Here is a 26,698-nt window from a genome sequence, read left to right as displayed (position 1 = left end):
ATCTTTTTTCCCACAAATGCTCTCTCGTTGCTGAAATGCCGAAATAATTCATTAGAATGGTAAATTTTACCATAAGTAACGGACGTCATGGCGATAATACGACGAGACTTAGGTGCAGGGCATCACTTCTTATACAACGATGAGTTAATGACTGAACCTAGCGTAGATATGTTCAGTCATGAATTTTGGCTATTCCAAAATAAAATAACCGGTGAGGCCAAAGGCCGTGGCACCACTATTTTTATTGAGCATGATGCACAGCATTGGGTACTACGTCATTTCAAACGCGGTGGCCTAGTAGGAAAATGCTTAAGCGATCAGTACTTTTTTCTAGGCGTTGAGCGTTCCCGTCCGTTTGAAGAGTTTCGCTTGCTCGCCAAAATGCGAGAGCATGGCCTACGCGTGCCTGTACCTGTTGGTGCCCATATCCACCGCCGAGGCTTTATTTACCGCGGGAATCTTATTACCCAAAATATTCCTGCAAGCCAAGACTTGCATCACATGCTTACCCGCGAGCCATTAACTAAAGCTGACTGGTATGCCGTAGGCGAAGCCTTAGCAAAGATGCATGCCTGCCAAATTTATCACCACGATGCCAACATCAGAAACATTATGATGGATAACGAACGTAATATTTGGTTGATAGATTTTGATCGCTGCCACCAGCGTAGAGGCAATCATTGGAAGAAAGATAACCTCTCTCGTTTACTGCGTTCTTTAAATAAAGAGAAAGGCTTAAATACTCAGTTTTACTGGACACAGGATGACTGGCAGTATTGTTTAGAGGGTTATAGAAGCAACTGAATTGCAATTGCATCTACGCATATTTATAGATACTGTTGCCTTACAACAATAAAGATTAGATTAACATGCATACACGAGCACTTTACCCAGGCACTTTCGACCCCATTACCAATGGGCACGCAGACCTGATAGAAAGGGCATCACAGCTTTTCTCTCATGTAATAGTTGGTATTGCCGCTAACCCCAACAAGCAACCATTGTTCACCCTTGATGAGAGAGTGGAAATGATTCGCAAGGTAACCGCCGACTTACCTAACGTAGAAGTGATGGGGTTTACTGGCTTATTGGCAGATTTTGCTGATGAATTGAAAGCAACCATTCTTATTCGCGGATTGCGTGCGGTATCTGACTTCGAGTACGAGTTCCAACTCGCGAACATGAATCGTCGTTTGAATCCAAAACTAGAAAGTGTGTTTTTAACCCCCGCCGAAGAGAACTCTTTTATATCGTCTACGTTAGTGAAAGAAGTGGCGCTGCATCGCGGTAAAGTGGGTGGTTTTTGCCATCCAGTGGTAGATCAAGCTTTGCAAGATAGACTTCGCCGAGAAGACTAAAGCACTGTATATAAAAACCATTTTTAAACATACCGTGCTCAACATGCCTATTGAGCGCAGTCTGTTTTATCTAACGTGTTCTATCTAGTGTACTTAAACTAGCGTTGGCACTGTTTACAAAAGAATGTATTTCGCTGGCCAATCACCTTGCTTTGTATTTCTGTTTTGCATACCTCACACGGCTCTCCTTTTCTGCCGTACACATTCAAATGCTGTGCAAAGTAGCCAGGATTCCCATCGGTTTGCGCAAAATCTTTTAGTGTAGTGCCGCCTTGCTCTATCGCTTTTGCTAATACTTGCTTAATAATTTGCGTAAGGTTTTTGTAACGAGCGCTACTGACTTTCCCTGCTTCTCTTCTTGGGTCGATACCCGCTAGAAATAAAGCTTCATTGGCATAAATATTCCCTACGCCCACCACAACGGCATTGTCCATAATGAAGTTTTTTACGGTACTTTTTTTGCCTCTAGATAGCGCGAACAAACGCGCATCATCGAAATCGTCAGTCAACGGCTCTGGACCTAGGTTAGCAAGTAATTTCAGAGCCTCGCCTGGGGGTTGCCATAAGAAGGCCCCAAAACGTCTAGGATCGTTAAAACGTAAGCATTTCCCTGTCGCCATCACAATATCAACATGATCATGTTTCGCAACCGGTGTAGACGCATCAATAACCCGCAATTTACCCGACATACCTAAGTGCAAAATAAGCGTACCCGCCTCGGTTTCTATCATGAGGTACTTTGCTCTACGCTTAACGGCTATTACCTTTTCGCCGATAGCTAACGCCACGTCTTCGGGAATAGGCCAGCGCATTCTGCGTTCGCGCACAATAATATTGTCTATGGTTTCGTTTAGCAGGTAAGGGGAAACACCTAAACGGCTTACTTCAACTTCTGGTAACTCAGGCATTTTCCCCTCCCGCGCTAAATATTAAATTCGTTGTGGTCATGATTGTTGTCGTAGTTGCATTAATGATTACAGTAGTCAGTGTAGAAAGAATAAAAGCTAGACTGATACGGAACGTTAACTATTAGGTTCACTCACCCAAGGCAGTAATACTTTGAGTTCCGCATTCTCAAGGGTGTACCACATTCCGTTGTACTTCACTGTGACGGGGTGCGTATTGGCATAAAACGCGAAAACATGGCCATTCGGTTGCCCCGCTAGCCAGATAACCACCACGATAGGTTCAACTGATTGAAATGCATCGTCTACTAGTGTTGCGGTTTTAAGCTGTGCAGCTTGCCATTGCGCAATTTGATCGCTTGCGGTTATTGATAACTCCCCTTCAGAGGACACTTGACGCCACTGCTGGCCATTTCGTTCTAACTTGTTACCATCATGCTCTATTTTAAGCACATAGGCGTCAGGTGGCAGTAGAGGGCTTAATTCGGGAACACTGCGTTTAGGAAGGAAGCTGTCTAAATTGAAAAGGGCAATCATCACCAACATGGCAACAATAACCACGTTGTTCATGGCGCGCTGTGAGAGTCTGGCCACCTACAATCCTATTTCATGAATACGGTTTTATATGGTAATGCCTAGCACTATCATATTCCAGCGGCAATATTTTCACACTCTGAAAAGCAAAAAACCCAGCAAAGGCTGGGTTTTCGTGGAGACAAAAGCAAGTTTATTACTTGATTTTGGCCTCTTTGAACATAACGTGCTTACGTACAACAGGATCAAACTTTTTGATCTCCATTTTACCAGGCATGTTACGTTTGTTCTTATCAGTGGTGTAGAAGAAACCTGTACCTGCTGAAGAAACTAATTTAATTTTATCACGCATTGTAGGCTTCCTTAGATTTTCTCACCACGGGCACGGATGTCAGTTAGTACTGAATCGATACCATTTTTATCGATGATACGCATACCTTTAGCAGATAAACGTAGCTTAACGAAACGGTTTTCGCTCTCAACCCAAAAACGGTGAGAGTGAAGGTTTGGTAAAAAACGACGACGAGTCGCGTTTCTTGCGTGCGAACGGTTATTACCAACCGTAGGGCGCTTACCTGTTACTTGACATACTCTTGACATTGATTTGTCTCCAGAACAACGATAACTGTCGCGTCAATCGATTCCACCTATCAAAAGGTCACTGGATCAAATGACGTATTACTATAAATTAGAGGGCGCATTTTATACAGCAAACAGATCCCAATTTCAATAAGAAATGGAAAAAAGCTCAATTTTTGTCACATTTTTTGTCGAAAGTGACATTTATCTCAGAAAAAAGCTAAATATTTGCACTTAAGTGTAAATTCGCCGCCCTTAAAATTTTGTTACTATTTTATGAACGCGCGCTATACTGCGTTAAACGCAGGACATACGCAATAAAAATAATAATAATCGGCGGTGCGTGTACTAAATAACTTTACTGCCGCGATATGGAGCTTTAATAATGCAGGGTAAAGTTCTTTTTGATGTGCAACACCTTTACTACCTTCCACAATATTTACCTGTCGCTCGTGCGCTAATGCAAGAAGGCATTTTATGTGAGTTTATTTTGCATAAAGAGCATGGATTAGATGTACTAAAGCAAACAGTGCTAGAAAAAGAAGGCTTTCGGTTTCAATTTATCGAGGGTAAGTCTGATACTTATTCTTTTTACTGCAAAAGTGATGCTGACTGGATAATATTTGGAAACCGGCCTTACTTTAAAGCCGAACAGAAAAAAGACATTAAAGCGCGCTTTGCGCTTATGTTACATGGCATAGGCCCTAAAGCTTGCTACTACGATGTATCAAGGTTTCCCTTTGATGTGAGATTCGTAGAAGGGGAAAATCGCCTTACTCGCTTACAAAAAATGTACCCTGATAGACGTTTTATAGACTCAGGCTATGCGAAACTTGACCCCATTTTTGGCGCAACAGAACCCCTTATCGACATTGCGGCCTTAGGCCTAGATAGCACTAAGCCCACGGTGCTTTATGCCCCAACCTTTTTTCCCTCAAGTATCGAGTGCTTCCCTTCAAATTGGCCTGAAACCCTTAGTAATGTAAATATCATTGTTAAACCTCACTTTTTTAGCCTGACAAAAAGCAAATACAGTTCACAAAAGCAGAAAGTTGAAGCATGGAGCCACTATGACAATGTTTATCTGGCAAACGTAAAAGATTTCGACCTACTCCCTTTTATGCAGGTTTCTGACATTATGCTTTCTGATGCATCATCTGCTATTTTCGAATTTGCTGCCATTGACAGGCCCATCGTTTGGTGTGATTTTTTTCGAACTCGCTGGAATTACTCAGGCTTTTTCAATTTCAGACTGAAGAAACGACTCGACCCAGATATCGCACTGTTTAATGAGATATCTCACCGAGCGGGCAATCCATTTCAAGCAAATATGCTCATAGCGGAGTGCTTGAAACAACCGATGGAATTAAGCGCTGAGCGCAAAAGAATAACCCAAAATATGGTGGGAGTTACTGATGGTAAATGCAGTGAGCGCATTGCCGAATACCTTACAACCCAATAAGTAGGTGGTATTTTGAGACGTATAATAACCTTCGGTACATTTGACGTATTACACATTGGTCACATACGTATACTTAAGCGCGCGCGAGCTGAAGGTGATTACCTTATTGTGGGTCTCTCTTCTGATGAACTCAACTTTAGTAAAAAAGGCCGCAATCCTATCTACCCCTACAAAAGCCGAGAAGAATTGCTAACCTCTTTACGCTTTGTCGATAGCCTTTTTATGGAAGAATCTTTAGAAAAAAAGCGTGATTATATTATTCAGCATAAAGCGGATGTGTTGGTAATGGGGGATGACTGGGACGGTAAATTCGATGAGTTTAAAGACATCTGTGAAGTAGTCTACCTGCCGCGAACGCCCTCTATTTCAACCACAGAAATAATTGAAATAATAAAGGAAAGTAGCGAGTAAGCGGTTATTTATCTTTATAAATTTTCGGGTGGAAAAGCAAAAAATTGCAGTGGTAGTAAGCGCGGAATACTGATTACTCCGCGCTTATACCTTTAACTAATCGTAAAACGGTGAACGCACAGCAGTGGAGTCGATAAGACGTACTGGTCTTCCAAGCATTTGACCACCATCTCGCGAGATAGGAACCCAAGGGAAGGTGCCACGCCCTTTAGACGGTTGCAGTAAGAATAAATCGGAAGGAATAGAAATATAGAAGCCCTTCGTGAAGCTCCCTTCTCCGTATTCTTCTGATGATACATCGGTAAAGGCAGCGTAAGCCCCTACTACAATACCGCTATCAAAACGTTTTGCGAAATCAATATTTACACCTTTGTCTTTTGCCAAGAACTGCCCTGCACTTACCGTCAACTGGGTACCTTTTAGCATTTCAGGTTGCCAATACACACTGGCGTGACCGGTAATGACATCATAATCCAAGGTAGTAAATTGATTGTATGGATCGCGCTGTTTTACATAGTTAATGTCGATACCATAGGCCAGTTTGCTATCGACAGGTCGATATAAAATCTCTCCACCTACCCCTGCAAACATGGTTTCAAGATAACCCCCGTAGACTTGCCCAAATACATTCTCACTAATTGAATCTTTGTAGTGAATAAAGGCGGTATCTAAACCTACTGTATTTTCAGATACGTATTCACGCACTCGGGTTCTTACTCGAGGCAATGCGGTTTCTTCGTTATCTACCAAGAAGTTAAATTTATCGAAGTTATCTAATAGTGTAACCCGAGCACTCCCTACAACAGACAATTTATTGTTAAAGGCGTAGCCCGAACTTAAAACTAAACCTGTTTGATATAAGTAGAAAGCTTCAGGGTTTCCAAACGATTGAGTCCAGAAGAAGTTAGCGCCATAGTAGAACCCGTGTGTATTAGTCGGTTCATAAGCATCCATCACCTCTTTAGAAGGAGAAGTACGTACATATGATTTGGTAATGTCAGCATCTATCGACTCATAGCGCGCTGCAGCAATAAACTCATCAGCTTTTATTGTGGTATCAACCATTGGCTGGCCACCACTGTTCTCGACAATGTGATAGTTTTCCACAGTGTCAGGAAGCTCTGACGCGACAATACGTCCTATGCGCTCTATTGCCTCATCTTGATCTCGATAAACGAATTGAGTGCCGTATAACACGGCTTTATCTTCTTCAATACTGGCATCTGATAATGCGAACCCCGCCGAGCGATAAAGCGTATTATATAATCTTGACTTATCTACTTTATCTATCGTTTCTGGTACATTCCTAGCCATTAGCGTTTTAGGTGGCTCATCGAACTTAATTTGGCTTATGGTATTCATATTGAAGCGATAAGTTACGCCAAAACCAAAGGTATTCCCACGCTGGTAATTCATACTGAAATCAAATTCATTCCAGCGGTAGACAGCACCTACATTCCAACGCGTGTCTTGTTCTAGCTCACCGGCTCTATCAAGGGAATAGTCATTGCCCTCGAATTCAAGTTTAAGAGTTAGCGGCTTCCAAGGTGTTTGGTATTCAACACCACCAAAAAAGGCAGTTGTCCCCTTGAAAAACTGATCGTAATCAACCTTCCCACCCTCGCCAGAATATCCAGCAGGCCGATCACAGAAACTATCTCTAAATTCACATAATGGGTTAGTAATATCATCAGCCGTACCTAAGTAACCCCAACCTAAACCTAGGTGGACATCAAATGGGCCGAATGACTTACTGGCATTAATATACTCACTTTCGAAGAAGCCAGTGCCCCCAAAGTCGCGAAAACCGACCGAAATATCTGGCGTATAGTAACCTTCCTTCCATAGCCTGAACTTTACATCCAAGCCTTTATCTTTCAGGGTTTGGTCACCACTGAAAGATTCTACATCACTATAAAATTGAGTACGTACATCGGTATAGCGAGCGGTAGCTTCCATCCAATCAAATAGTTGTAGATTTACCGACCAAAAACGGTACTCACCATTGTCAGTATAATTTATCGCTAATCCACCCTCTTCACGCATACGCGCCGTAGGTGTTTGTATAAGTCCATTACCGCCTTGCACCATTTGCGATGGGGTAACGCGAAGTTCAGTATCGACGGTATCTGTATCTGCCAAGGCCGGAAAGGCTGACGCACTGCTAATGATGAGTGCTAGAGATGTTTTCTTATATGGAAAAGCGCTCATTGAGGAAGGATCCTATGTACTGCTAAATTTGCGATGCGGGTGTTGAGTTCATCTAACGCTGAACTGAATATCTGTCCTGTGATGGGCACGTAAACCTGGCTGCCTGGCATTAACTGCGAATAATCAAGGTTCCAGTAAGCAATACCTCGTTTCTCTATATCACCCGTTGGGGTAACCACAAAAACATGGCTTTTATCTGCGTCAGGGGCTTTAGTGACCGATTTGACGACAGAAAAAATAGAAAGATCACTACTGTGTTCGTAAGCACCAGGTTTAAGAACTAATCCTGAAAAATGTACGACTGAAGGTCTTGGGCTAATTCGAAGTAAATACCGGCCTGGTTGGAACATAGGGTTTTCGTCAGCAATTAACCGCGCACGGTTATAGGATATTGGCGTGATCACACGTGTAGATACTGTCCAAGAAGAAATTTGTTGATAGAGGTTTTCTAGCGCCTGGTAAGTATCACTATCCGCACTATAGCCTTTCATAACGATACGAATGTCAGATAAAACAGCATCTTTTTCACGCTCTGCATACGCGTCATTTAAATTGTAAATACCTGAAGCTGGCCAGTACCAATCACCGGCTTCAGCCACAATCGATAAAACACTGTTCAGTCTAATAGGCTGAGCGAATTCGTAAGATTGTTTATTAATTATAATAGTAGTAACTTGAGCAAAAGCTGAACTGGTGAAAAGCAAAAGACTCACTAAAAAGGTGCTAATAATCTTCATTTCAATTACAGATCCTTACTTTTCATTAGTCTGACGATACGACTCAAATATACCATCTCGTACACATCGCCTTGAGGGCTAAGCTTTTGGTTCGATGCTAAAAGTTGTTTTGATTTTGCATCAAGATAATAGGTATTTTCCCATTCTAAACTGGTATCAATAAAAGGAGTTGTTTCAGGAAAAATGACACTCTCCGTAATTTTAGTTACCGTAAAAGTAGCACCTAAATAGGTTCGACTTTCCTCTCCTTGAACTCGCCAAGTAGAGCTAATAGGTAAACCATAACCTACATTTTCTAAATCTAGTTTTCGTGCCCATGAATAGGGCAGAATATCATTACTAGCCAATGGGTTATGCTTTAAATTCCCAGTGTAATACAGTTCATTATCGAGCCCTTCAGACTGAATAATTACCCCATGATGCATGGTAAAAATAACCTTGTCGCCTGATACCCAGCGGTATTTATCACCATCAATATAGGCAAGTGCTAACGAGGCTGCATCTCGTCCACCTGCTTTAATTTGTAATAAATCAGCTTTGCTTGCCTCAATTTCATCTACCGTGTAGGAAACTGTGCGATCTTCAAGCGCGAGATTGATGGTTTTGACATAAGATTGGATGGTAGAGGAACACCCTGTAACAAGCAGCGATAACAGGCTGATAGATATCAGTAATAGGGATGATTTCATTGAAAATTTCGACAACTGTTATTTAAGTAATGAGAACACTTTCTTTGCATCAATAAAAAAGCCGCTAATGAAAGCGGCTTTTTCGAAACTATTTTATATTACTGTACGGTCGGTGCGTAAGTAAATGTCACTGGAACAGTGATAGTTGTAGTCGCAGTACCTGTACCCGTTACGGTTACAGTGTCAGTAGTGCCTACACAAACACCGTCTACCAATGGGTCATCACCTTCACAAGAAGCAGTAGTTCCGTCATCAATATCAGGAGTACTTGAAGAGTTGTTTGATACAACACCAGCTACAACACCAGCTACAACAGCAGCAGTTGCAATAGTAGGAGCTGTTACAGCACCAAACCCAGATGTACCAGCACCACCTTCAGAATCTTGTGCGCTAACACCAGCAGACATAACAGCTGCTGCAAACAATGCAATAATTGACTTTTTCATATCAGTCCTTTCAGAAAATTTACCCATTAGAGTCATATGCTAAATCATTTTCAACGATTTGACTAGATTATATTCGATGAATGACTAACAATTTCTATGTTAACAGGCCTCGTTGGGCAAAAGATACCGTTTCCGTGTCTCCGACGACAAAATGATCTAGAACTGAAACATCGATCATTTCCATCGCATTTCGGATCTCCCCAGTCAGTCTAATATCTGCCTGACTTGGTTCTGCCACACCTGAGGGGTGATTATGAACTAAGATCACCGCTGCTGCATTATCTTTCATCACTTGCTTTAAAAGCTCTCGGGGATACACAGCAGCGCTATTAATTGTACCTATAAACATAGTCCTACTTGCGATAAGTTGATGCTGGCTGTCTAGCATTAGCAATAAAAATTTCTCTTGCTGACAGTCACGCAACTTCGCTTGCAAATAACGTTTTGTGTCATCCACATTATTAAATACGTCTTGACGTGCTAAAGGGATTTCTAAGTTTCGTCTGAATATCTCAAAGGCGGCCTGAAATTGTGCAAATTTGCATGCACCAAGCCCATTCACATCGGTAAATTCGGCTTCATTAGCGGCAACTACTCCGCGCAGCGATCCTACCTTTTGTAACAGATCTCTAGCCAAACCCAATGCTGTTTTCCCAGCAACACCGGCTCCTAACATAACGGCAATTAATTCGGCGTCACTTAAATATTCAGCCCCGTAGTAAAGTAACTTTTCTCTGGGGCGTTCTTTGGTAGGCCATACTTTTATCGACATCTCTAATTTCTCATACGCTCAATTTTGTTTATGGTTATAGCGCACTAGCCTATTCACAATCGACTGGTCATTAGGCGAGTTCTTTTGAAAATTACCGATTAAAGCTGCTAGAAGAGAAGTGCTTGTTGGTAGGGGTTAATGCTTAATAATTATTACGTGTACTTTTGTTCAGCTACCGCAAAAATAGGCTTCATGGTACGCTTGGCGCATGTAAAAAATAATGTTTGAACTATGTCTTTAGCCAATAAAAATATTCTGCTTGGTGTTAGCGGAGGTATTGCTGCCTATAAAACCCCAGATTTAGTACGCAAGCTCACCGCCCTTGGCGCTAATGTACGTGTAGTACTAACGGGCTCTGCTACTGAATTTGTAAGCCCTTTATCTTTGCAGGCGGTATCAGGTAATCCAGTCCACCAGCACCTCCTGGATCCTTCGGCAGAAGCAGCAATGGGTCATATAGAGTTAGCAAAATGGGCTGATGCTCTTTTGATTGCTCCCGCTACAGCCAATATCATGGCTAAGCTCGCCCATGGGTTAGCGGATGACTTACTCACCACCCTATATTTAGCCACAGAAGCAAACGTTTTTATTGCTCCGGCAATGAACCAACAAATGTGGAAGGCAACCGCAACACAGGTTAATCTAGGAATATTGACGCAGCATGGTACTTTGTTTATAGGCCCAGCTAGCGGAGAGCAAGCCTGTGGTGACGTAGGTTCTGGCCGCATGGTGGAACCTGTAGATATTGCCACTACCCTTAGCCAAGCCTTAAGCTCTTCAAGTGAACAAATATTGGCGGGCAAGCACATCCTTATTACAGCAGGCCCCACTCGAGAACCACTCGATCCTGTCCGTTATATCTCTAATCATAGTTCGGGAAAAATGGGTTTTGCGATTGCCGACATGGCAATAAAGGCAGGTGCAAAAGTTACTTTAATTGCTGGCCCAGTAGCTTTACCTACGCCAGAAGGGTGTAAGCGAATTGATGTGTCTACCGCCGATGAAATGTTAGCGGCATGCGAACAAGCTAGCTCTGATTCGGATATTTTTATAGCCACTGCCGCAGTAGCTGATTATAAAGCCGTACAGGTTGCCGAAAATAAAATTAAGAAAATCGGTGATGAGTTAACACTTACTTTTGTGAAAAACCCTGATATTCTAGCTACGATTGCAATGCGAACTGACAGACCTTTTTGTGTCGGTTTTGCGGCAGAAAGCCAAGATGTCGAATCGTATGCCCGTGGCAAGTTGAAAAACAAGAAGCTGGATATGATTGCGGCGAACGACATTACGGCACCAGGGCTTGGCTTTAACAGCGAAAATAATGCATTGCATGTGATTTGGGAGGATGGTGATAAACACTTACCCGCCACCACTAAATCTGAATTGGCAAAGGCTTTGTTGGTGCTCATTGCAAATCAATATACCAACACGCACAGTGTCCAATAACCGAACAATGATAAAACATATAAAATAAAAAACGATATACGCTAATACTCGTATCTAGCGTGTCGATAATAACAATAACTCATAATAACGATTTGGCTTCAGCCAACTTAACATGGAACGGACCTCTTTTGTCCGGTTGTGGAGGAATTACTCTCATCATGCCTGCTGTCAAAAAAACTAATCGCAGAGCGCAAATTCTGCAAGCCCTAGCGGGAATGTTGGAAACAAACCCTGGTCAACGTATCACTACAGCAAAACTTGCTGAAAAAGTAGGCGTTTCAGAAGCGGCGTTATATCGCCATTTCCCGAGTAAAGCCAGAATGTTCGAAGGACTTATTGAGTTTATCGAAGAAACCTTGTTTACCCGCATTAATAAAATAGTTAATGAAGAGAAAGACTCAGTAACTCGCTGCCAGCTTATTCTTCACCTTATCTTAGGCTTTGCTGAGAAAAATCCCGGCATTACCCGCATACTAAATGGTGATGCATTAATGGGTGAACAAGAGCGTTTGCGTGCTCGCATAGCTAAACTCTTTGAACGCCTTGAGACTCAGCTTAAGCAGGTATTACGTGAGCGCAAGTTGCGCGAAGGAAAAACCTTGTCGGCCGACGAAGCTGTAATTGCTAACATGCTTATTTGTTACACCGATGGTCGCATTAACTTGTTTATTCGAAGTGGTTTTACTCGTAAACCTACTGAACAATTTAACGAGCAATGGGCTGCTTTTAAGCAGATGTTTGTTTAAGGCGAATAACGCTTGAGAAACACGGCGCATTAAAACAGCGCCTTTTTAATTTAGATAGGTTAAATAACTTTCTGTAAATTAGATTTTATTTATCTATTTTCATCTGTAATAAATTAGCTAGAAAAATAACCTTCTCTCTAATAATTTTAGATTAACTTTCCAATTTGTTTTTAGCTTATGCTTAAAAGCACTGACCCTACTTAACTGAGGGTCTTCTGCATTACATTTGAAGTTTTCTAATGCTTCTGGGTGCAGATTAAACGGTTCAATAGCGCTCTTTGCTACGTTACCATACCCTTTATATTCATTTACTTTGTTTTCAAAATGAATAACTGACATCCACATTCTTTTACCGCGGACAGGAGTAACTTCTTTTACGCTGCGCCAATAGCCGTGCCTTTCTTGAGTCCATATCGTATTAAAGTTTTCACTCTTTTCAATCAAACTCATAAAAGGGTTGTGAACATGTGAATGTCGACCAAACCTTACCCGAGGCGCAACCTGCAATGTGTATCCGTCAACAAAATCGATAACCCTAAACTCTTGCTCAGAGAATTGGTTGTGTACTTCTTTTACAAAATCTTGATGAAGGCTATCGTCGTTGTCTAACCTAGTTGTAATTAAATAGGGCTCTGTAAGGCGACTTTTTATTTCTCTGGTAATAGACGGTAAAAAATCGTCCATTCCATCTGCATAAATAGGTATGAATTTAGAAAAATTTGATGAGAGCTCACTGATTTTTTCACGAAATGTTTGTGGCGTACTTGTATCGAAAAACACTAGCCATTCAAAATTCTTTTCAGTTTGCGCTTTTATCGAAGAATAACAATACCGTTCAAACAGCTTTAGTCTATTTTCCATCCAACTGTCGGTTAAAACTTTAGATTGAGATTTTGTCTCATCCCAACCTTTTTTCCTAAGATTAAAGCGAGTCAATATAAAGTGCTGAAACATAATGCTGCCATTAAAAATTTAGAAGATACTTTTTTACTAATTGACAACTCAAACGTAAAAATTCCATGTAATACCAAATTTAGAGTAATAAAAAGCTTACTAGTTCTGTGTTAGTAAGAAAATGTATTTTTTAATATTCCCTTGCATCAAGTTCCAAGTGCAACCTTACTCATGTGTACTCATTCTTTATTCCCTATGGTGATTTAAAGCCATAACGTTTTCCCGGGCAACATTATCTAATCACCGCACTATCCGGGCACATCTATATAGGATATTTTTATTCTCAACTGCCTTTTAAACCCCGTATTGTTATTAGAAAACTCCTACAAAAAAAGCAGCATAGATATGCTGCTTTTCTATTTAGAATAAAGATACGTTACTTACTAAACGTATTACCGAAGAAGTCACCTTCATTCCATTTCGGCTTGTCTTCTTGATTAGCTAGCGTCCAACCGATTTGAGCATTTACTTTGGTAAAGGCTTCAGCAGCATTCCAATTAAATGGCTGGTTAATATCGTCACTAGGTTTATGATAATTCGTCGATAAGAAATGACCAAATACCTTACTACCATCTACCTCTGGATCTTTAGAAGTTAATCCTGGAACCAAAAATACTGCTGGTACGCCTTGTTTTACGAACGCGTAATGGTCGGAGCGTGTAAACAGCGCTTGGTCTGGCCATGGATCTGGGCTTAATGAAATATCAGCATTACTTGCGGCAGTTTCAACCGAGGCTTTCAAATCACTGTGGTTAGCACCAAACGCAATTACGTCAGCAAACTCATAGGTTAAAATAGGCATATCAAGGTTAACGTTTGCCACCATTGACGTCACTGGCACGGTAGGATTGCGAGCAAAGTAATCTGCACCTAATAATCCTTTTTCTTCACCTGTTACCGAAACAAACAAGATTGAACGCTTCGGTTTTACATCCATTTCGCTGAATAAGCGTGCAGTTTCTAGCATTACCGACGTGCCAGAAGCATTATCCATAGCGCCATTGTTGATATTGTCTTTTTTCACTGTTTTGGCAAAACCAATGTGGTCAGAGTGGGCAGAAAATACAACATATTCATCTTTAAGCGCTGGATCTGAACCTTCAAGCACGCCAACAACGTTCGGGCTGGTGACTACTTCGTGAGTGCTCTTTTTACTTAAGCTTACTGTGCCAGGTAATGCAAAGCCTGTTGGGACTTTATCTGCTTCAAGGTCGGCATAAATATCGTCTAACTCTCTCTCAGCGCCTTCAAATAAAGTTTTTGCCGCAGCTTCGCTTAAATACGCACCACCTTTAATTTGGGGAAAGGTATTGGCTGGCTGGCCTTTGTCGTTTAACCAAGCCATACGCGGTGTATGAATATAGCTTAAGCGACTTTGATAAGGCCGTACTTTTTCATTTTTAGGCGTGGTAATGGTAATCATACCAATTGCACCATGCTCAGCGGCGTACTTTTGCTTTTGATACCCTGAGGCAAAATGAGCACCTTCTTCTGAAGGAAAATCACTTGGTTTACCGGCTAGCGAGACCACGATTTTGCCTTCTACATCGATATTTTCATAATCGTTGTGAGACAACTCGTCCGCCACTATGCCGTAGCCAACAAACACAAGTTCGCCTGAAACATTAGCGTCTACGCTAAGCAAACTTGGGCTAGCTAAGTATTCTTTTGGATAAGCAAAATCAATTTTTTCGCCATTACGAGTAAGCGTAAATTCTGGCGACTCTTGCAATAGATTTGCTTTGCGAAAGCTTACTTGTTGCATATACCCATCTGTTCCCGCGGGCTTTAAGCCGTATTTTGCGAATTCAGTAGCAATATACAATGCAGCAATTTCATGTCCCCGTGAGCCCGTGTCGCGCCCTTCAAGAAGATCATCGGCTAAGAAGAATAAATGTGATTTGATGCGCTGAGTATCAGGGTTAAAGCTATTTTCTGTCGTTTCATGGTTATGCGCACTGGCTGTAAATGCCAATGCTGTCATCGCACTTCCAAGTAATAGTTTTTTTATCATTGTATTTCCACTATTTCTTTAGGTCTTTATATATTACCTTACCCAAACGTTTGCGTAACGATTAAGCCTAATGAATTTCGACTATTGCCCGTATTTTTAGACCATTGTAAAATTCACGCCTTTTCATGCACCACGAAGTTAACGAAATCTCATGACAAACACTGACCCTTTGTATCGAGTACAATTTATCAGTAATGGCGAACGCTACGATGTTTACGTAAAAGCACTTTCACAAAGCGGCTTATTTGGGTTTGTTGAAATAGGTGATTTTGTATGGGATACCCACACCGGCATAGTGGTAGATCCAAGCCACGAAAAACTAAAATCAGAGTTCGCTGATGTCACTAGTACATATATTCCTTTGCATAATGTACTTAGAATTGACGCGGTCAGTAAAAAAGGCACAGCCAAAATTACTAAATTAGACGGTAAATCTGATAAGGTAACTCCATTCCCTAGCCCAATCTATACACCTAATAAAGAGTAACCCGCCGTGAAGTATCCGGTTTAAGGTTGCCGGAGATTTTCATGTATCGTTATCTGTTACTTTTTACACTAGTGCTTACTAGCTTCACTTCATTCGCCAGTACCAATGAAGATAAGCCTTTTTACGCTTTGTTAGATGAAATTTGGAAATACGAACTTAGCGTTTCTCCGCTTTTGGCATCGAGACAAGGCGACAGTACACAAAGTAGTAAACTACCTGATATCTCCCCCAAAGGCTTGGCAACTCAAAACCAGCAATGGCAAGCGTACAGCAAAGCACTTAAAGCCTATTCTAAAGAAAACCTATCTGATGAAGCCTTTATTTCCTTGCTGATGCAGCAATATCGGCTAGAAAACTATATTAGCCAATATCACTTTCGTGCTTACTTGGTGCCCATTAACTCTGAATATGGTTTTCATGGTGCGATGGCTTCATTGCCAAACTTGTCCACGTTTAAAACTGTGGAAGATTACCAAGCTTATATCTCTCGTTTAACTGCACTGAAGCCTTATTTTGAACAGCAAATTACCTACATGCGTCAAGGGCTCAAAGAAGGTTACACTCAACCTAAGGTGGTTTTAAAAGGCTTTGAAAACGCTGTAGCCGCTTATATTGTGGACGATGTAACTAAGAGCGGCTTCTACGAACCATTTACGCAGTTTTCTAAACACATTGATACCTCACAACAAGCAGCACTGAAGCAGCAAGGCCAAAAAGCTATCGCCGCCAGCGTAATGCCTGCTTACCAAGCTTTTTATGACTTCATGGTTGAAGAATACATTCCTGGTGCCAGAGCTGCTATTGCCGCTAACGAGTGGCCCGATGGCAAAGCTTATTACGCAAACCGTGCCAAACACTACACCACGACTGACATGAGCCCTGAAGATATTCATGCACTTGGCTTAAAAGAAGTGAAACGTATTCGTTCTGAAATGCAGAACGTAGTGGATAGCCTTGAATTCGACGGCAGCATTAACGATTTCATTACTTTTTTGCGTGAAGACTCACAATTTTATGCCACCAGCGCAGAAGAACTGCTTAAAGAAGCCTCTTTTATTGCAAAAAAAATGGATGCAAAATTACCTTCGCTATTTGAATACTTACCACGTACTCCCTACGGCGTAGCCCCTGTTCCAGATAGTATCGCCCCGAAGTATACGACTGGCCGCTATATTCACCCTAGTCGTGATGACCAGCCAGGCTACTACTGGGTAAACACCTATGCGTTAGATAAGCGCCCACTTTATGCCCTTCCTGCACTCACATTGCACGAGGCTGTGCCTGGCCATCATTTACAAATCTCTTTAGCTGCAGAGTTAGAAAATTTGCCCATGGTGCGTCGTAATACTTATATTTCGGCATTTGGTGAAGGATGGGGCTTGTATTCAGAGTTCTTAGGAATAGAAGCGGGAATTTATGAAGACCCCTATGATAATTTCGGTCGCTTAAGCTACGAAATGTGGCGGGCATGTCGCCTTGTAGTAGATACCGGCATGCATACCATGGGCTGGAGTCGCGATAGAGCGGTTGATTTTATGATGTCTAATACAGCACTATCGGAACATAATGTGAATACCGAGATTGACCGGTACATCTCATGGCCAGCACAAGCGCTATCTTATAAAATTGGTGAAATCAAAATCAAAGCACTACGCAAAAAAGCAGAAACGGCACTTGGCCAGCATTTCGATGTGCGTAAGTTTCACCGAGCAGTATTAGAAAATGGCTCTATACCCCTGTTTATTTTAGAACAAAAAATTAATCAATTTATAGAAGAACAAAAGGCGGCAATGTAATGATATTTGCATTTGTAGTTATAGTGTTACTTGTTCTCTTTTTAGTCTATCTGGCGCTTCGTGTACAAACCTTACAACGAGAGCTTACGCTTACTCGCTCATCTGCAAAACAAAATGGCAATAAAGTTAACCATGCCTATAAAAATTTAGTTTTAGTGACAGATGCATTAGAGAAGTCTTATACAGCTCGCATCGAAAGTGCTTATAAAAGCCGTTTGATAAGTCAGCAACAACATACTGCTCTGATGCCGCTAATGCTTAACTTCTCTAGTATCGTAATGGCTTGCTGTGAAAAAGGGGCTACGTTGGAAGAAGCATTAGATTCTGCTTTAAGCAGCACGGATGTATCACAAAGCGATGTACGAGACGTAATTAAAGAAATGCCCGGGCCCATTCGTATGGCTTGGTCTAAAAACAGTGCCGATGGTTTCATTGCCGCTTGCCAATTAATTACTAGCTCGGTGGGTGGTAATACTAAAAAAAACCCCGCTAAGAGTGAAACCACAGCAGCTTAAAAATTTGCTTTAAACTTCAAATATTTATAAATCCCTCTGAGCCTTTACTCGTTACCTAACTTGAAAAGGCAACTCACTACACTATAATGCTGTACATACATACAGTATTATAGTGTTATGAAACTACCTACTTCACCATTAAATAATGCTCAATCAAAGGCTGCTATTTTTGATAAGCACCCTCAGATATGGCGTGCCCGAGAAAAGCCTTTAAGCGAAAATAAATTTTCGCTAGGTGTCAGTGCTTTGGATGAAGCGCTTCATGGCGGTATCGTGACATCTGGTGTAGTAAGAGTTGGTTCGTTAACAGGAATCGGGGAAATCACGCTTTTTAAACAGGTATTAGCAGCGCCTCGAACACATAAGTTACGTGTTTTTATAAAGCCCCCAGCTCAACTCCAAGCACCGTGGTTGAGCGCATTAGGTTTAACGCTAGACCAAATCATCGTTGTGCTTCCAAAAACAGACAAAGAGGCCTTATGGGCCGCAGAGCAATGCTTGAAAAGTACAGCTTGTCACTGTGTATTGCTGTGGAATAACACGATGGACGCTAAAGCAGCTCGGCGTTTGCAAGTGGCCGCATCGCATAACGATTCGCTTTGCTTACTTTTTACCTCACCCGATCAGCAAGCTATTTCTTTTCCCATTTCTCTAGATTTGAACCTTCAGATTCGAGATTCAAAACTCATGGTAAATATCGTCAAACAACGCCACGGATGGCCCGTTTCAAATATTGAGATTTCACATTCATGGACCCCAAGCAATCATACTATTCAATGGGCTATGCAAAATAATAAAGAAGCTACGCCGTCATTACACTCGGTGATTTAATGATGTTGTGGGCTTATTTTTATTGTTATCAACTTACCCTTGATTCGTACAAAAAAGTGGAAAGCGCCACAGGCAGTGAAGTGCCTACTGTGGTTTACCATGAAAAAGCGAATCAGATTTTACAGGCGAACACGCTAGCCATTAACGAAGGAATTGAATGCGGCCATGGGCTTGCACAAGCCGCGGCGCTCTGCCCACAAGTTCATATTTTGGAATATAACCGTGATGCAGAAAAAGAAACACTGCTCTCGCTGGCAAATCGACTGTACCCATTAGCATCTGACATTGTTATTGACTCTCACAATGCTATCGCCATACGGTTAGACAATTTGCTTCAGTACTACGGCAACCTTGAAGCTTTATGGCGTGTACTGTTTGATGAAATTACTATCGCTGGTATTCACTTTTATTTCTCAACGGCATGGGGGGTAGAAGCAGCCCGACTCCTCGCTAAAAATAAAACGAATAAGTGCACTGACAAGAAAGAAACTATCACCTTGCTGCTTTCGGGTTGTAGGCTTGAGCAAACCGAGCTCGATGCGAAAACCATAGCCACACTAGCAAAAGTTGGGGTTAGGCAAATAGGCCAACTCCTCAAACTTCCTGTTCATGAACTCGGACAACGATTTTCGAACGATACCATTCGCTACTTAACCGCACTGCGAGGTGAAACTTTTCCACAGTATGTATTGTTTAGGCCCTCGATAAGTTTTCAGCAAACGAAAACCCTGTCGTTTGAGGTGGAAAATACCCAACACTTATTACCGAGCATTAAAGCGTTATTGCAGTCATTAGAACACTATCTTCGAGCTAGAAATTTACTCTCCTCATCCATTTTATTTCAAGTGCACTTTAGAGAAGAAGAGCCTTTACCTATAGAGGTTAATGGGGCTATGCCCTTTGCGACACAAAAAGACTGGCTGGTGCTGGTTGAGCTTAAAGTTGAAACGCTCTTGCTACCAGAGCCAGCCATTGCTGTATCTTTAACCTGCCAGCAATTCGAACCAATAGAAAACGATGGAAATGATTTCTTCTCCCACCGGTTTACTACAGTGGCGCAAAAGCAACTTATTGGTAGATTAAAAGCAAAACTAGGTGATGGCAGCACGCTTCACCCTAAAGCGGGAGACAGTCATACCTTTGAAGGCATGACTGTAAACCACATAGAAGAAACCTCGCCCTCTTACGCTTCAGATATAACACCAGCGTTTTTGTTCTGCGAACCTATGCCATTGCACTTATCTACACGTATTTGCTTTGGCCCTATACGAATTCAAACTGAATGGTGGAGCAATAACCCGAGTAAAAAAGACTATTTCATTGCCGAAACCAGTCACGGGGTTCGCTTGTTAGTTTTTAAAGATGCAAAAGCCCACTGGTGGACGCAAGGCCTGTATAGCTGATGTATAGTGAGCTTTTCTGCCAGAGCCATTTCAGTTTTTTAACCGGTGCATCTTCTCCTGCACAGTTAGTAACTACAGCCTCTTTTCTTGGATACGAAGCTATAGCTATTACCGATGAATGTTCCGTGGCTGGTGTGGTGCGCGCTTATGCTGAAATCACTCAGCAAAAGTTACCTATCAAGCTTATTGCAGGCAGTTATTTTCGCTTCGATGATTCATTGTCTTTTGTATTACTCTGCCCTAATAAAGAAGCCTATACCGAGCTATGTCGCATTATTACCAATGCCAGAAGACGTAGCTCAAAAGGAGAATATCAACTCGCAGAGTGGGACTTACGGACTATTCGCCACTGCACGCTTATTTGGCTTCCTAGCACCCAGCAAGAAAAAGATGCTTATTGGGCAACGTGGCTTACTAGCCAACCAAATATTAACGCATACATAGGTGCTCAGCGTTTATTAGACGGCCAAGACCATCATAGATTTGCGGCTTATACCCAATTACAGGATCAGTTTGAGCTACCTGTAGTGGCTTGCACTGGTGTGCTTATGCATCATGTAGATAACCTGCCACTACAACACGTACTTCATGCTACCCAAGCACATACGACGGTGAGCAAACTAGGCCGAAGTGCCCTAAGCAACGCTGAACGTAGTTTACGTACGATTTCAAAATTAAAAAAGTTGTTCCCTGCAAAATGGATATCTAATGCGCTAGACGTCGCCAGAGACTGTTTGTTTTCCTTAGCAGAGCTACGCTACCAGTACCCTTCTGAACTTATTCCCGAAGGTTCTTCACCAACTAGGTATTTAAGAGAACGGGTAGAAGCTGGAATAAAAGTGCGTTTTCCTAACGGTCTTACCGATGTCCTTAGAGCGCTTATTGAAAAAGAACTCTCTCTTATTCGTGAGCAAGAATACGAATACTTCTTTCTGACTATTTACGACATTGTTCAATTCGCCAAAGCGCGCAAAATTCTTTACCAAGGCAGAGGTTCAGCGGCTAACTCTATTGTCTGTTATTGCTTAGAGATTACCGCTGTCGATCCACGTCAAATCAATGTGCTGTTTGAACGGTTTATTTCTAAGGAGCGAAACGAACCACCTGACATTGACGTAGACTTTGAGCATCAACGCCGCGAAGAAATTATCCAATATATCTATGAAAAGTATGGCAGAGAAAGAACCGCCATCGCTTCTACTGTTATCTGTTACCGATTTAAATCTGCATTTAAAGATGTAGGCAAAGCCTTGGGTTTCAGCGAGTCGCAATTAACCTTTGTTATGAAGCAAATAAATCGCCGAGACAGTGTTATACCTTGGCAGTCCCAGCTAGAGAATTTAGGGCTAGATCCTAAGAATGAGAGAGTGAAGTTACTGATTAATATTACTGAGCAGTTATTAGGTACCCCACGCCACCTCTCTCAACACGTTGGCGGTTTCGTTATCAGTTCGGGGCCCTTGTATGAGTTGGTCCCCGTTGAAAACGCGGCCATGCCCGAGCGAACTATTATTCAATGGGATAAAGATGATATTGAAACCTTAGGGTTGCTTAAAGTAGATGTATTGGCTTTAGGTATGCTAAGCGCCATTCGCCGCACTTTTGATTTACTCAACAAGCAATTTCCTATTGGTGTCGATATTCCTTTCATTACCAAGTTAGGCGATGACAAACAGGTTTACGATATGATTTGCCAAGCCGATACCGTTGGCGTTTTTCAAATTGAATCTCGTGCCCAAATGTCGATGCTTCCTCGTTTAAAACCTCGTCGCTATTACGACTTAGTGGTGCAAATAGCTATTGTTAGGCCGGGGCCTATTCAGGGTGACATGGTGCACCCCTATTTACTTCGGCGGCATGGGAAAGAAGCCATAACCTACCCATCAGAAGAAGTAAAAGAAGTGCTATCGCGCACCATGGGCGTGCCTATATTTCAAGAGCAAGTAATAAAACTCGCTATGGTGGCTGCTGGCTTCAGCGGCGGTGAAGCAGATCAACTACGCCGAGCGATGGCTAGCTGGAAAAAAGATGGCCGCATTTTCGAATTCAAAGAAAAACTGATAAAAGGCATGGTTTCGAAAGGTTACGATACGTCTTTTTCAAATAACTTGTTTGAACAAATAAAAGGCTTCGCGGGCTATGGTTTCCCAGAATCTCACTCTGCCTCATTTGCTGTACTCGCCTATGTGTCATGCTGGTTAAAGTACTACTTCCCTGTGGAGTTTTATGTCGCCTTATTAAATAGCTGGCCAATGGGCTTCTATACTCCATCTCAGCTAGTGCTAGATGCCAAACGCCATCATATTAGCGTGCATGCCCCTTGTGTGAATGCATCAAACTACGAACACTTAATCGTTGAATACAAGGGAGAGAAGCAAATTCAACTTGGCCTGACACTGGTTAAAGGCTTAAGTGAAAAAAGCGCCATACATATTGTGAGCCAGAGACCATCAATCGGTTATTCAAATATAGAAGCAGTACGACAACTATCTGTGCGCTCCGATGAGCTAGAGGCTCTGGCCAGTGCTGATGCGTTTAGACATATAGCGGGCAATCGCTATCAAACACGATGGCGCCTTATGAACAAACAAGCCGATTTGCCTCTATTCGAGAATTCCCACGATACCGACACTTTTACCACTGCCCCAACTACAGCTGAAACCCTAATTGAAGATTATGCATCTATTGGGCTTTCCGTTAATGACCATCCCGTGGCACTATTGCATAGAGAACAAGAGTTAGGGTTTATCACTCTCGCTAGCGCTTTACCATTAAAGGCTCATAAATCTGTGGTAAAAGTACTTGGATGCGTTACAGGACGACAAGCTCCAGGTAGTGCTGCCGGCGTTACCTTCCTTACTTTAGAAGATAACACCGGAAATATGAATGTGGTGGTTTGGCAAGCCACTTCTCGTGCACAGCATAAAACCTTTTTAAAGGCAAAACTTATGCAAGTTAATGGTATTATCGAATGCTCTAAGGAAGGAGTTATTCATATTATTGCGGGAAAGTTAATTGACCGCACACCATGGCTGGAGAAAATCAATATGGCATCTAGAGATTTTCACTAGGTTTAGATTGCGCATTTTGTCATTAAAATTAGTAGGAGTACGGCATGAAACAGGGGTTGTTTTGCCTTTTACTGATGTGGATTAGTACGACGGTAAATGCTGAAAAATTTATTGTTGGCTCACAAAATATTGAGTATTACCCTCATTATGATTTTGCTTCATCCATAGATAAAGGTGTGGGTTGGGCAATTTTAGAAGCTTTCTCAGAAGCGTCCGGCCATGAGTTTTCCTATTTAAATATGCCCATTCGTCGCCTTCAAATGGAAATGTTAAAAGGCCATGTTGATTTCGTATACCCAGATAATCCTGGTTGGTATAACGATGTCACCAAAACCAAAGAAAAGTTTTTTTCTCTGGCACTCACACATGCAGTAACCGGTACATTTGTAAAACCGAAAAATGTTAATAAAGGCATCAATTCGATAAGAAGAATTGCTATGCCGCTTGGATTCACGCCGGTTAATTGGCAAATAAGATTAGATAAAAACTTAGTTGAAATTGTTTCGATTTCGGATACTTATGCTGGCTTATCATTACTTCAAATGGAACGGGTTGACGCTATAGACTTTGAATATCATGTTGGGAGTTACTACACTGACCGCTCCCCTCAAATAGGACCTTTTGTATTAGATATCACTCTTCCCCACAATGAGATTCCATTCATGCTTTCAGCCTTAAGGCACCCAGAAATAATTGAAGAGTTTAATGATTTCATTACAAATAATGCGCCTCTCATTAATTCAATAAAAGCCCGCTACGGCATAACCTCTTTAAAAAATCTAAAACAACAGATAAAAAATGAGTACGGTATTACTGCTGAACAGATATGGCAGCCACAATAGTTGTTTTTACGCTACTATTAAGCGGTATGTTTAACTATTCGAAAAATTCAACAGGGAAATATTAGTGGGCTTTATTAAACGGCTTTGTTCCTGCCTTTTCTTGTATTTGTTTGTAAATGTAGTCCAAGCAGAACAATACGTTGTTGGTGCTCAGAACATTGAATACTTTCCCCACTATGACTTTACTTCGAAAGTAGATAAAGGTGTTGGCTGGGCAATATTAGAAGCTTTTTCTGATGCCTCTGGCCACGAATTTGTATACTTAGATATGCCTGTACGTAGGTTACAAATTGAATTAAATAAAGGGAATGTAGATTTCGTTTATCCTGATAACCCTCGCTGGAATAGTAAAGGTACTACTCTTGGTGAAAAAACTTTCTCAAACCCCGTCGCTTATACACTATCTGGCACTCTGGTTCGCTCAGAAGATATTGGAAAAGGGATAGACTTTGTTAAGAAGTTAGCCATTCCTCAAGGTTTTACACCGGTTAAATGGCAAAACAGATTAGACGCTAACCTTTTGACTTTAGTCCCCCTTGAAAAAACCTACAATGCAATTTCATTACTTCAACAAAAAGAAGTAGATGCTGTAGATCTTGAATATCACGTGGGAAAGTATTTCACACAGAGTTATCCCCAACTAGGTCCTTTTTCAGTAGATGTTACGCTTCCTTTTATCGATGTTCCCTTTTTGTTATCTACTTTACGTCACCCCGACGTGATAGAAGAACTAAACCTCTTTTTAGAAAACAACCAAAAATTAATAACAAGTATTTACGAACAATATGACATTAGTCTACCCGATGCTCTTATAGAGAAGTTTCGGAAAGAGCAAATGGTGAACAAAGAAGATGTATGGAAGCCTCTGTAATAATTACTTATTTTAAGAAATTTAGAAAAAGTATTTAAATGAACTCTTTTTATTTAAAAATCATAACCTATTGATAATATTGAAATTTATAGATTGGTAATAATATTGCTTCTCTCCTTATATATTAAGGAGACATCAATGTTTAAAAACACATTCAAACTTACCGCACTAGTTTTGCTTTTACTACCTAGCTTAGCTCAAGCTAGGCAAACCGTTAGCATTGACTATATGAACGGCTTTGACGATATCGACGGTATTCGCTTTGCTTATCGCCCCATAGAACATAACTTAAGCACCGGATGGTTTGGTGACATCAACCTTTACTGGGAACTCAGTGCATACCACTGGGAATACGGTGAAGAAAATCACCATAGCACAAGCTACGCGCTATCAATCACGCCAATTTTCATGAAGCAAATTAGTACCGTGTACGACTACCCCTTGTATGTTGAAGCAGGTATAGGTGCAAGTTTCATCAATGATGAGAAAGTAGCAGGTAAGGATATAGGTTCTAATTACCAATTTGAAGATAGGCTCGGTTTAGTGCTTGAGCTAGATGAAAGCCAACATGTCGCCTTACGCTACATGCACTTTTCTAATGGCGGATTTAATAGTGATAATCCTGGATTAGATTTTATGAATCTATCGTACGCATACAGCTTCTAATAGTCATTACTTCAATTTTTGTGAGTTGATGCTGATTAATCCTTTCATGTATATATTTCACTCGGTGAGCCTTATGGGAACATATAAATTAGTTAATTTAAAAACTTATGTTTTAAAACAGATAGATAAGCTATGGCATGAAATCTGTAGCTTAACTTACTAGTGATAAATGATTTTCTTAATTTTTACTGTGTAACCCACTTTGGAGCATGTGATGAAAAAGCTCACTTTAGCTATAGTTTTAAGTAGTGCCTTATCAACATTTTCTTTTGCAGATGGGAATTCTTCTACAAAAGAACATAGTTCGAAGATAGACACGGATTTCGCTAAATTAGATAAAAATGGCGATTCTCTTATTTCTGAAGATGAATTAGACGCTAATCAATTGACTAATTTTTTGGATAGGATAGATGAGAATGGAGATAAGGCGATTAATCTAAATGAATTTAACAGCTTTGTTAAAGCCAACCCTACACTATTTAGCGATGATGTATCTTCAGAAGCAAACGATCAAGATGCAACAGATGCGGTAGAGGCTCAAAAGATTTCAGAACAAGCTCGCAGCGAACCAGATACGGAAACAGCAAAAGATGATGCTTTAAAAGCGGTTGAGAACAGTGATATGTCAGCGGCCGTGATGGCTAATTTCGATAAATCAGATACTAACGCTGATGGTAGTTTATCTAAGCAAGAGTTAGACAACGCTAATATAGATGCCAAGTTTACGGATCTCGATACTGACCGAAACCAGTCTATCAGTAAAACTGAGCTTCATGAGTACCTCCAACAACGGGCTTCTCGTTAAGTTTCGCTTTTCTTCACGCATAAAAAAAGGGCTATCCGTTAGGATAGCCCTTCTTTCGAATGGGACCTGGCAGTGTGCTACTCTCACATGGGGAAACCCCACACTACCATCGCCGCTAATACGTTTCACTTCTGAGTTCGGAAT

27 protein-coding genes are annotated in these 26,698 nt (G+C 41.4%); 16 read left to right on the top strand and 11 right to left on the bottom strand.

Translation table 11 applies throughout. The features are described 5' to 3' along the window. The first annotated feature begins 87 nt into the window (after window positions 1–87). Both Q4561_RS05340 and coaD read left to right on the top strand, forming a co-directional pair. Window positions 88–804: a 3-deoxy-D-manno-octulosonic acid kinase gene (locus Q4561_RS05340; RefSeq protein WP_303458166.1), complete on the top strand. Its 717-nt coding sequence runs from the start codon at window positions 88–90 to the stop codon at window positions 802–804. A gap of 65 nt (window positions 805–869) precedes the next feature. After that, window positions 870–1,358 (top strand): pantetheine-phosphate adenylyltransferase, encoded by a 489-nt coding sequence (gene coaD, locus Q4561_RS05335; protein WP_303458165.1) that lies wholly within the window; start codon window positions 870–872, stop codon window positions 1,356–1,358. A 98-nt stretch (window positions 1,359–1,456) separates the two neighbouring features. Here coaD and mutM read toward each other — a convergent pair whose 3' ends face one another. From mutM to rpmB, 4 genes are all read right to left on the bottom strand, one after another. Beyond that, window positions 1,457–2,266, bottom strand: a complete 810-nt coding sequence (gene mutM / locus Q4561_RS05330; RefSeq protein ID WP_303458164.1) for a bifunctional DNA-formamidopyrimidine glycosylase/DNA-(apurinic or apyrimidinic site) lyase — start codon at window positions 2,264–2,266, stop codon at window positions 1,457–1,459. A gap of 114 nt (window positions 2,267–2,380) precedes the next feature. Further along, the gene (locus Q4561_RS05325) at window positions 2,381–2,857 is read right to left on the bottom strand and encodes a hypothetical protein (RefSeq protein WP_303458162.1); all 477 of its coding nucleotides are present in this window, start codon (window positions 2,855–2,857) and stop codon (window positions 2,381–2,383) included. A 136-nt stretch (window positions 2,858–2,993) separates the two neighbouring features. Next, window positions 2,994–3,149, bottom strand: a complete 156-nt coding sequence (gene rpmG / locus Q4561_RS05320; protein ID WP_013786148.1) for a 50S ribosomal protein L33 — start codon at window positions 3,147–3,149, stop codon at window positions 2,994–2,996. An 11-nt stretch (window positions 3,150–3,160) separates the two neighbouring features. Then, the gene (gene rpmB / locus Q4561_RS05315; RefSeq protein ID WP_013786149.1) at window positions 3,161–3,397 is read right to left on the bottom strand and encodes a 50S ribosomal protein L28; all 237 of its coding nucleotides are present in this window, start codon (window positions 3,395–3,397) and stop codon (window positions 3,161–3,163) included. A 364-nt stretch (window positions 3,398–3,761) separates the two neighbouring features. Here rpmB and Q4561_RS05310 point away from each other — a divergent pair, with 364 nt between their 5' ends. Together Q4561_RS05310 and Q4561_RS05305 are read left to right on the top strand one after the other, a co-directional pair. Further along, window positions 3,762–4,838: a CDP-glycerol glycerophosphotransferase family protein gene (locus Q4561_RS05310; protein ID WP_303458160.1), complete on the top strand. Its 1,077-nt coding sequence runs from the start codon at window positions 3,762–3,764 to the stop codon at window positions 4,836–4,838. 12 nt (window positions 4,839–4,850) lie between these two features. Beyond that, the gene (locus Q4561_RS05305) at window positions 4,851–5,249 is read left to right on the top strand and encodes an adenylyltransferase/cytidyltransferase family protein (protein ID WP_303458159.1); all 399 of its coding nucleotides are present in this window, start codon (window positions 4,851–4,853) and stop codon (window positions 5,247–5,249) included. Between the two features lie 96 nt (window positions 5,250–5,345). On the opposite strand, the gene Q4561_RS05300 is transcribed toward Q4561_RS05305, so the two are convergent. From Q4561_RS05300 to radC, 5 genes are all read right to left on the bottom strand, one after another. Further along, entirely contained in the window at window positions 5,346–7,460 is a 2,115-nt protein-coding gene (locus tag Q4561_RS05300; protein ID WP_303458158.1) for a YjbH domain-containing protein, read from the bottom strand. Further along, entirely contained in the window at window positions 7,457–8,197 is a 741-nt protein-coding gene (locus Q4561_RS05295) for a capsule biosynthesis GfcC family protein (RefSeq protein ID WP_303458156.1), read from the bottom strand. The genes Q4561_RS05300 and Q4561_RS05295 overlap by 4 nt, the downstream gene beginning before the upstream one ends. A 5-nt stretch (window positions 8,198–8,202) precedes the next feature. Continuing rightward, a complete protein-coding gene (locus tag Q4561_RS05290; protein WP_303458155.1) occupies window positions 8,203–8,886 on the bottom strand; it encodes a YjbF family lipoprotein in 684 nt (227 codons plus the stop codon). A 98-nt stretch (window positions 8,887–8,984) separates the two neighbouring features. Further along, on the bottom strand, window positions 8,985–9,332 hold the full coding sequence (locus Q4561_RS05285) for a hypothetical protein (protein WP_303458154.1): 348 nt from the start codon (window positions 9,330–9,332) through the stop codon (window positions 8,985–8,987). A gap of 94 nt (window positions 9,333–9,426) precedes the next feature. After that, the gene (radC, locus tag Q4561_RS05280; RefSeq protein ID WP_303458153.1) at window positions 9,427–10,104 is read right to left on the bottom strand and encodes a DNA repair protein RadC; all 678 of its coding nucleotides are present in this window, start codon (window positions 10,102–10,104) and stop codon (window positions 9,427–9,429) included. A gap of 231 nt (window positions 10,105–10,335) precedes the next feature. Between radC and coaBC the strand changes: the two genes are divergently transcribed. Next, on the top strand, window positions 10,336–11,553 hold the full coding sequence (gene coaBC, locus Q4561_RS05275; protein WP_303458152.1) for a bifunctional phosphopantothenoylcysteine decarboxylase/phosphopantothenate--cysteine ligase CoaBC: 1,218 nt from the start codon (window positions 10,336–10,338) through the stop codon (window positions 11,551–11,553). A gap of 158 nt (window positions 11,554–11,711) precedes the next feature. Further along, window positions 11,712–12,299 carry a nucleoid occlusion factor SlmA gene (slmA, locus tag Q4561_RS05270; RefSeq protein WP_303458151.1) on the top strand — a complete coding sequence of 196 codons (588 nt, stop codon included), beginning with the start codon at window positions 11,712–11,714 and terminating at the stop codon, window positions 12,297–12,299. 117 nt (window positions 12,300–12,416) lie between these two features. On the opposite strand, the gene Q4561_RS05265 is transcribed toward slmA, so the two are convergent. Together Q4561_RS05265 and Q4561_RS05260 are read right to left on the bottom strand one after the other, a co-directional pair. Beyond that, window positions 12,417–13,253: a glycosyltransferase gene (locus tag Q4561_RS05265; protein WP_303458150.1), complete on the bottom strand. Its 837-nt coding sequence runs from the start codon at window positions 13,251–13,253 to the stop codon at window positions 12,417–12,419. A 376-nt stretch (window positions 13,254–13,629) separates the two neighbouring features. After that, window positions 13,630–15,267, bottom strand: a complete 1,638-nt coding sequence (locus tag Q4561_RS05260; RefSeq protein WP_303458148.1) for a M28 family metallopeptidase — start codon at window positions 15,265–15,267, stop codon at window positions 13,630–13,632. A gap of 151 nt (window positions 15,268–15,418) precedes the next feature. Here Q4561_RS05260 and Q4561_RS05255 point away from each other — a divergent pair, with 151 nt between their 5' ends. The 10 genes from Q4561_RS05255 to Q4561_RS05210 all read left to right on the top strand — a co-directional run bounded on the left by Q4561_RS05255 (window position 15,419) and on the right by Q4561_RS05210 (window position 26,554). Continuing rightward, window positions 15,419–15,754 (top strand): DUF1820 family protein, encoded by a 336-nt coding sequence (locus Q4561_RS05255; RefSeq protein WP_303458146.1) that lies wholly within the window; start codon window positions 15,419–15,421, stop codon window positions 15,752–15,754. A gap of 41 nt (window positions 15,755–15,795) precedes the next feature. Next, window positions 15,796–17,550, top strand: coding sequence for a DUF885 family protein (locus tag Q4561_RS05250; protein WP_303458145.1), 1,755 nt, complete (start codon window positions 15,796–15,798; stop codon window positions 17,548–17,550). After that, window positions 17,550–18,065 carry a hypothetical protein gene (locus tag Q4561_RS05245; RefSeq protein WP_303458143.1) on the top strand — a complete coding sequence of 172 codons (516 nt, stop codon included), beginning with the start codon at window positions 17,550–17,552 and terminating at the stop codon, window positions 18,063–18,065. Before Q4561_RS05250 ends, Q4561_RS05245 begins: the two co-directional genes overlap by 1 nt. A gap of 117 nt (window positions 18,066–18,182) precedes the next feature. Further along, window positions 18,183–18,896 carry a translesion DNA synthesis-associated protein ImuA gene (gene imuA / locus Q4561_RS05240; protein ID WP_303458141.1) on the top strand — a complete coding sequence of 238 codons (714 nt, stop codon included), beginning with the start codon at window positions 18,183–18,185 and terminating at the stop codon, window positions 18,894–18,896. Next, a complete protein-coding gene (locus Q4561_RS05235) occupies window positions 18,896–20,299 on the top strand; it encodes a DNA polymerase Y family protein (RefSeq protein WP_303458139.1) in 1,404 nt (467 codons plus the stop codon). The genes imuA and Q4561_RS05235 overlap by 1 nt, the downstream gene beginning before the upstream one ends. Further along, entirely contained in the window at window positions 20,296–23,370 is a 3,075-nt protein-coding gene (locus Q4561_RS05230; RefSeq protein WP_303458520.1) for an error-prone DNA polymerase, read from the top strand. The genes Q4561_RS05235 and Q4561_RS05230 overlap by 4 nt, the downstream gene beginning before the upstream one ends. A 44-nt stretch (window positions 23,371–23,414) precedes the next feature. Beyond that, complete coding sequence (locus Q4561_RS05225) at window positions 23,415–24,212, top strand: hypothetical protein (protein ID WP_303458138.1); 798 nt, start codon at window positions 23,415–23,417, stop codon at window positions 24,210–24,212. A 64-nt stretch (window positions 24,213–24,276) separates the two neighbouring features. Next, complete coding sequence (locus Q4561_RS05220; protein WP_303458137.1) at window positions 24,277–25,083, top strand: hypothetical protein; 807 nt, start codon at window positions 24,277–24,279, stop codon at window positions 25,081–25,083. Window positions 25,084–25,221: 138 nt separating this feature from the next. Then, complete coding sequence (locus Q4561_RS05215) at window positions 25,222–25,749, top strand: acyloxyacyl hydrolase (protein ID WP_303458136.1); 528 nt, start codon at window positions 25,222–25,224, stop codon at window positions 25,747–25,749. A gap of 214 nt (window positions 25,750–25,963) precedes the next feature. Continuing rightward, the gene (locus Q4561_RS05210) at window positions 25,964–26,554 is read left to right on the top strand and encodes a hypothetical protein (RefSeq protein WP_303458134.1); all 591 of its coding nucleotides are present in this window, start codon (window positions 25,964–25,966) and stop codon (window positions 26,552–26,554) included. Window positions 26,555–26,698: the final 144 nt, after the last annotated feature.

Source organism: Alteromonas sp. 1_MG-2023 (assembly GCF_030547075.1).
Lineage (GTDB): Bacteria > Pseudomonadota > Gammaproteobacteria > Enterobacterales > Alteromonadaceae > Alteromonas.
The sequence above is the reverse complement of the archived record's forward strand: the minus strand, read 5'-3'. Positions and strand labels throughout refer to the sequence as shown.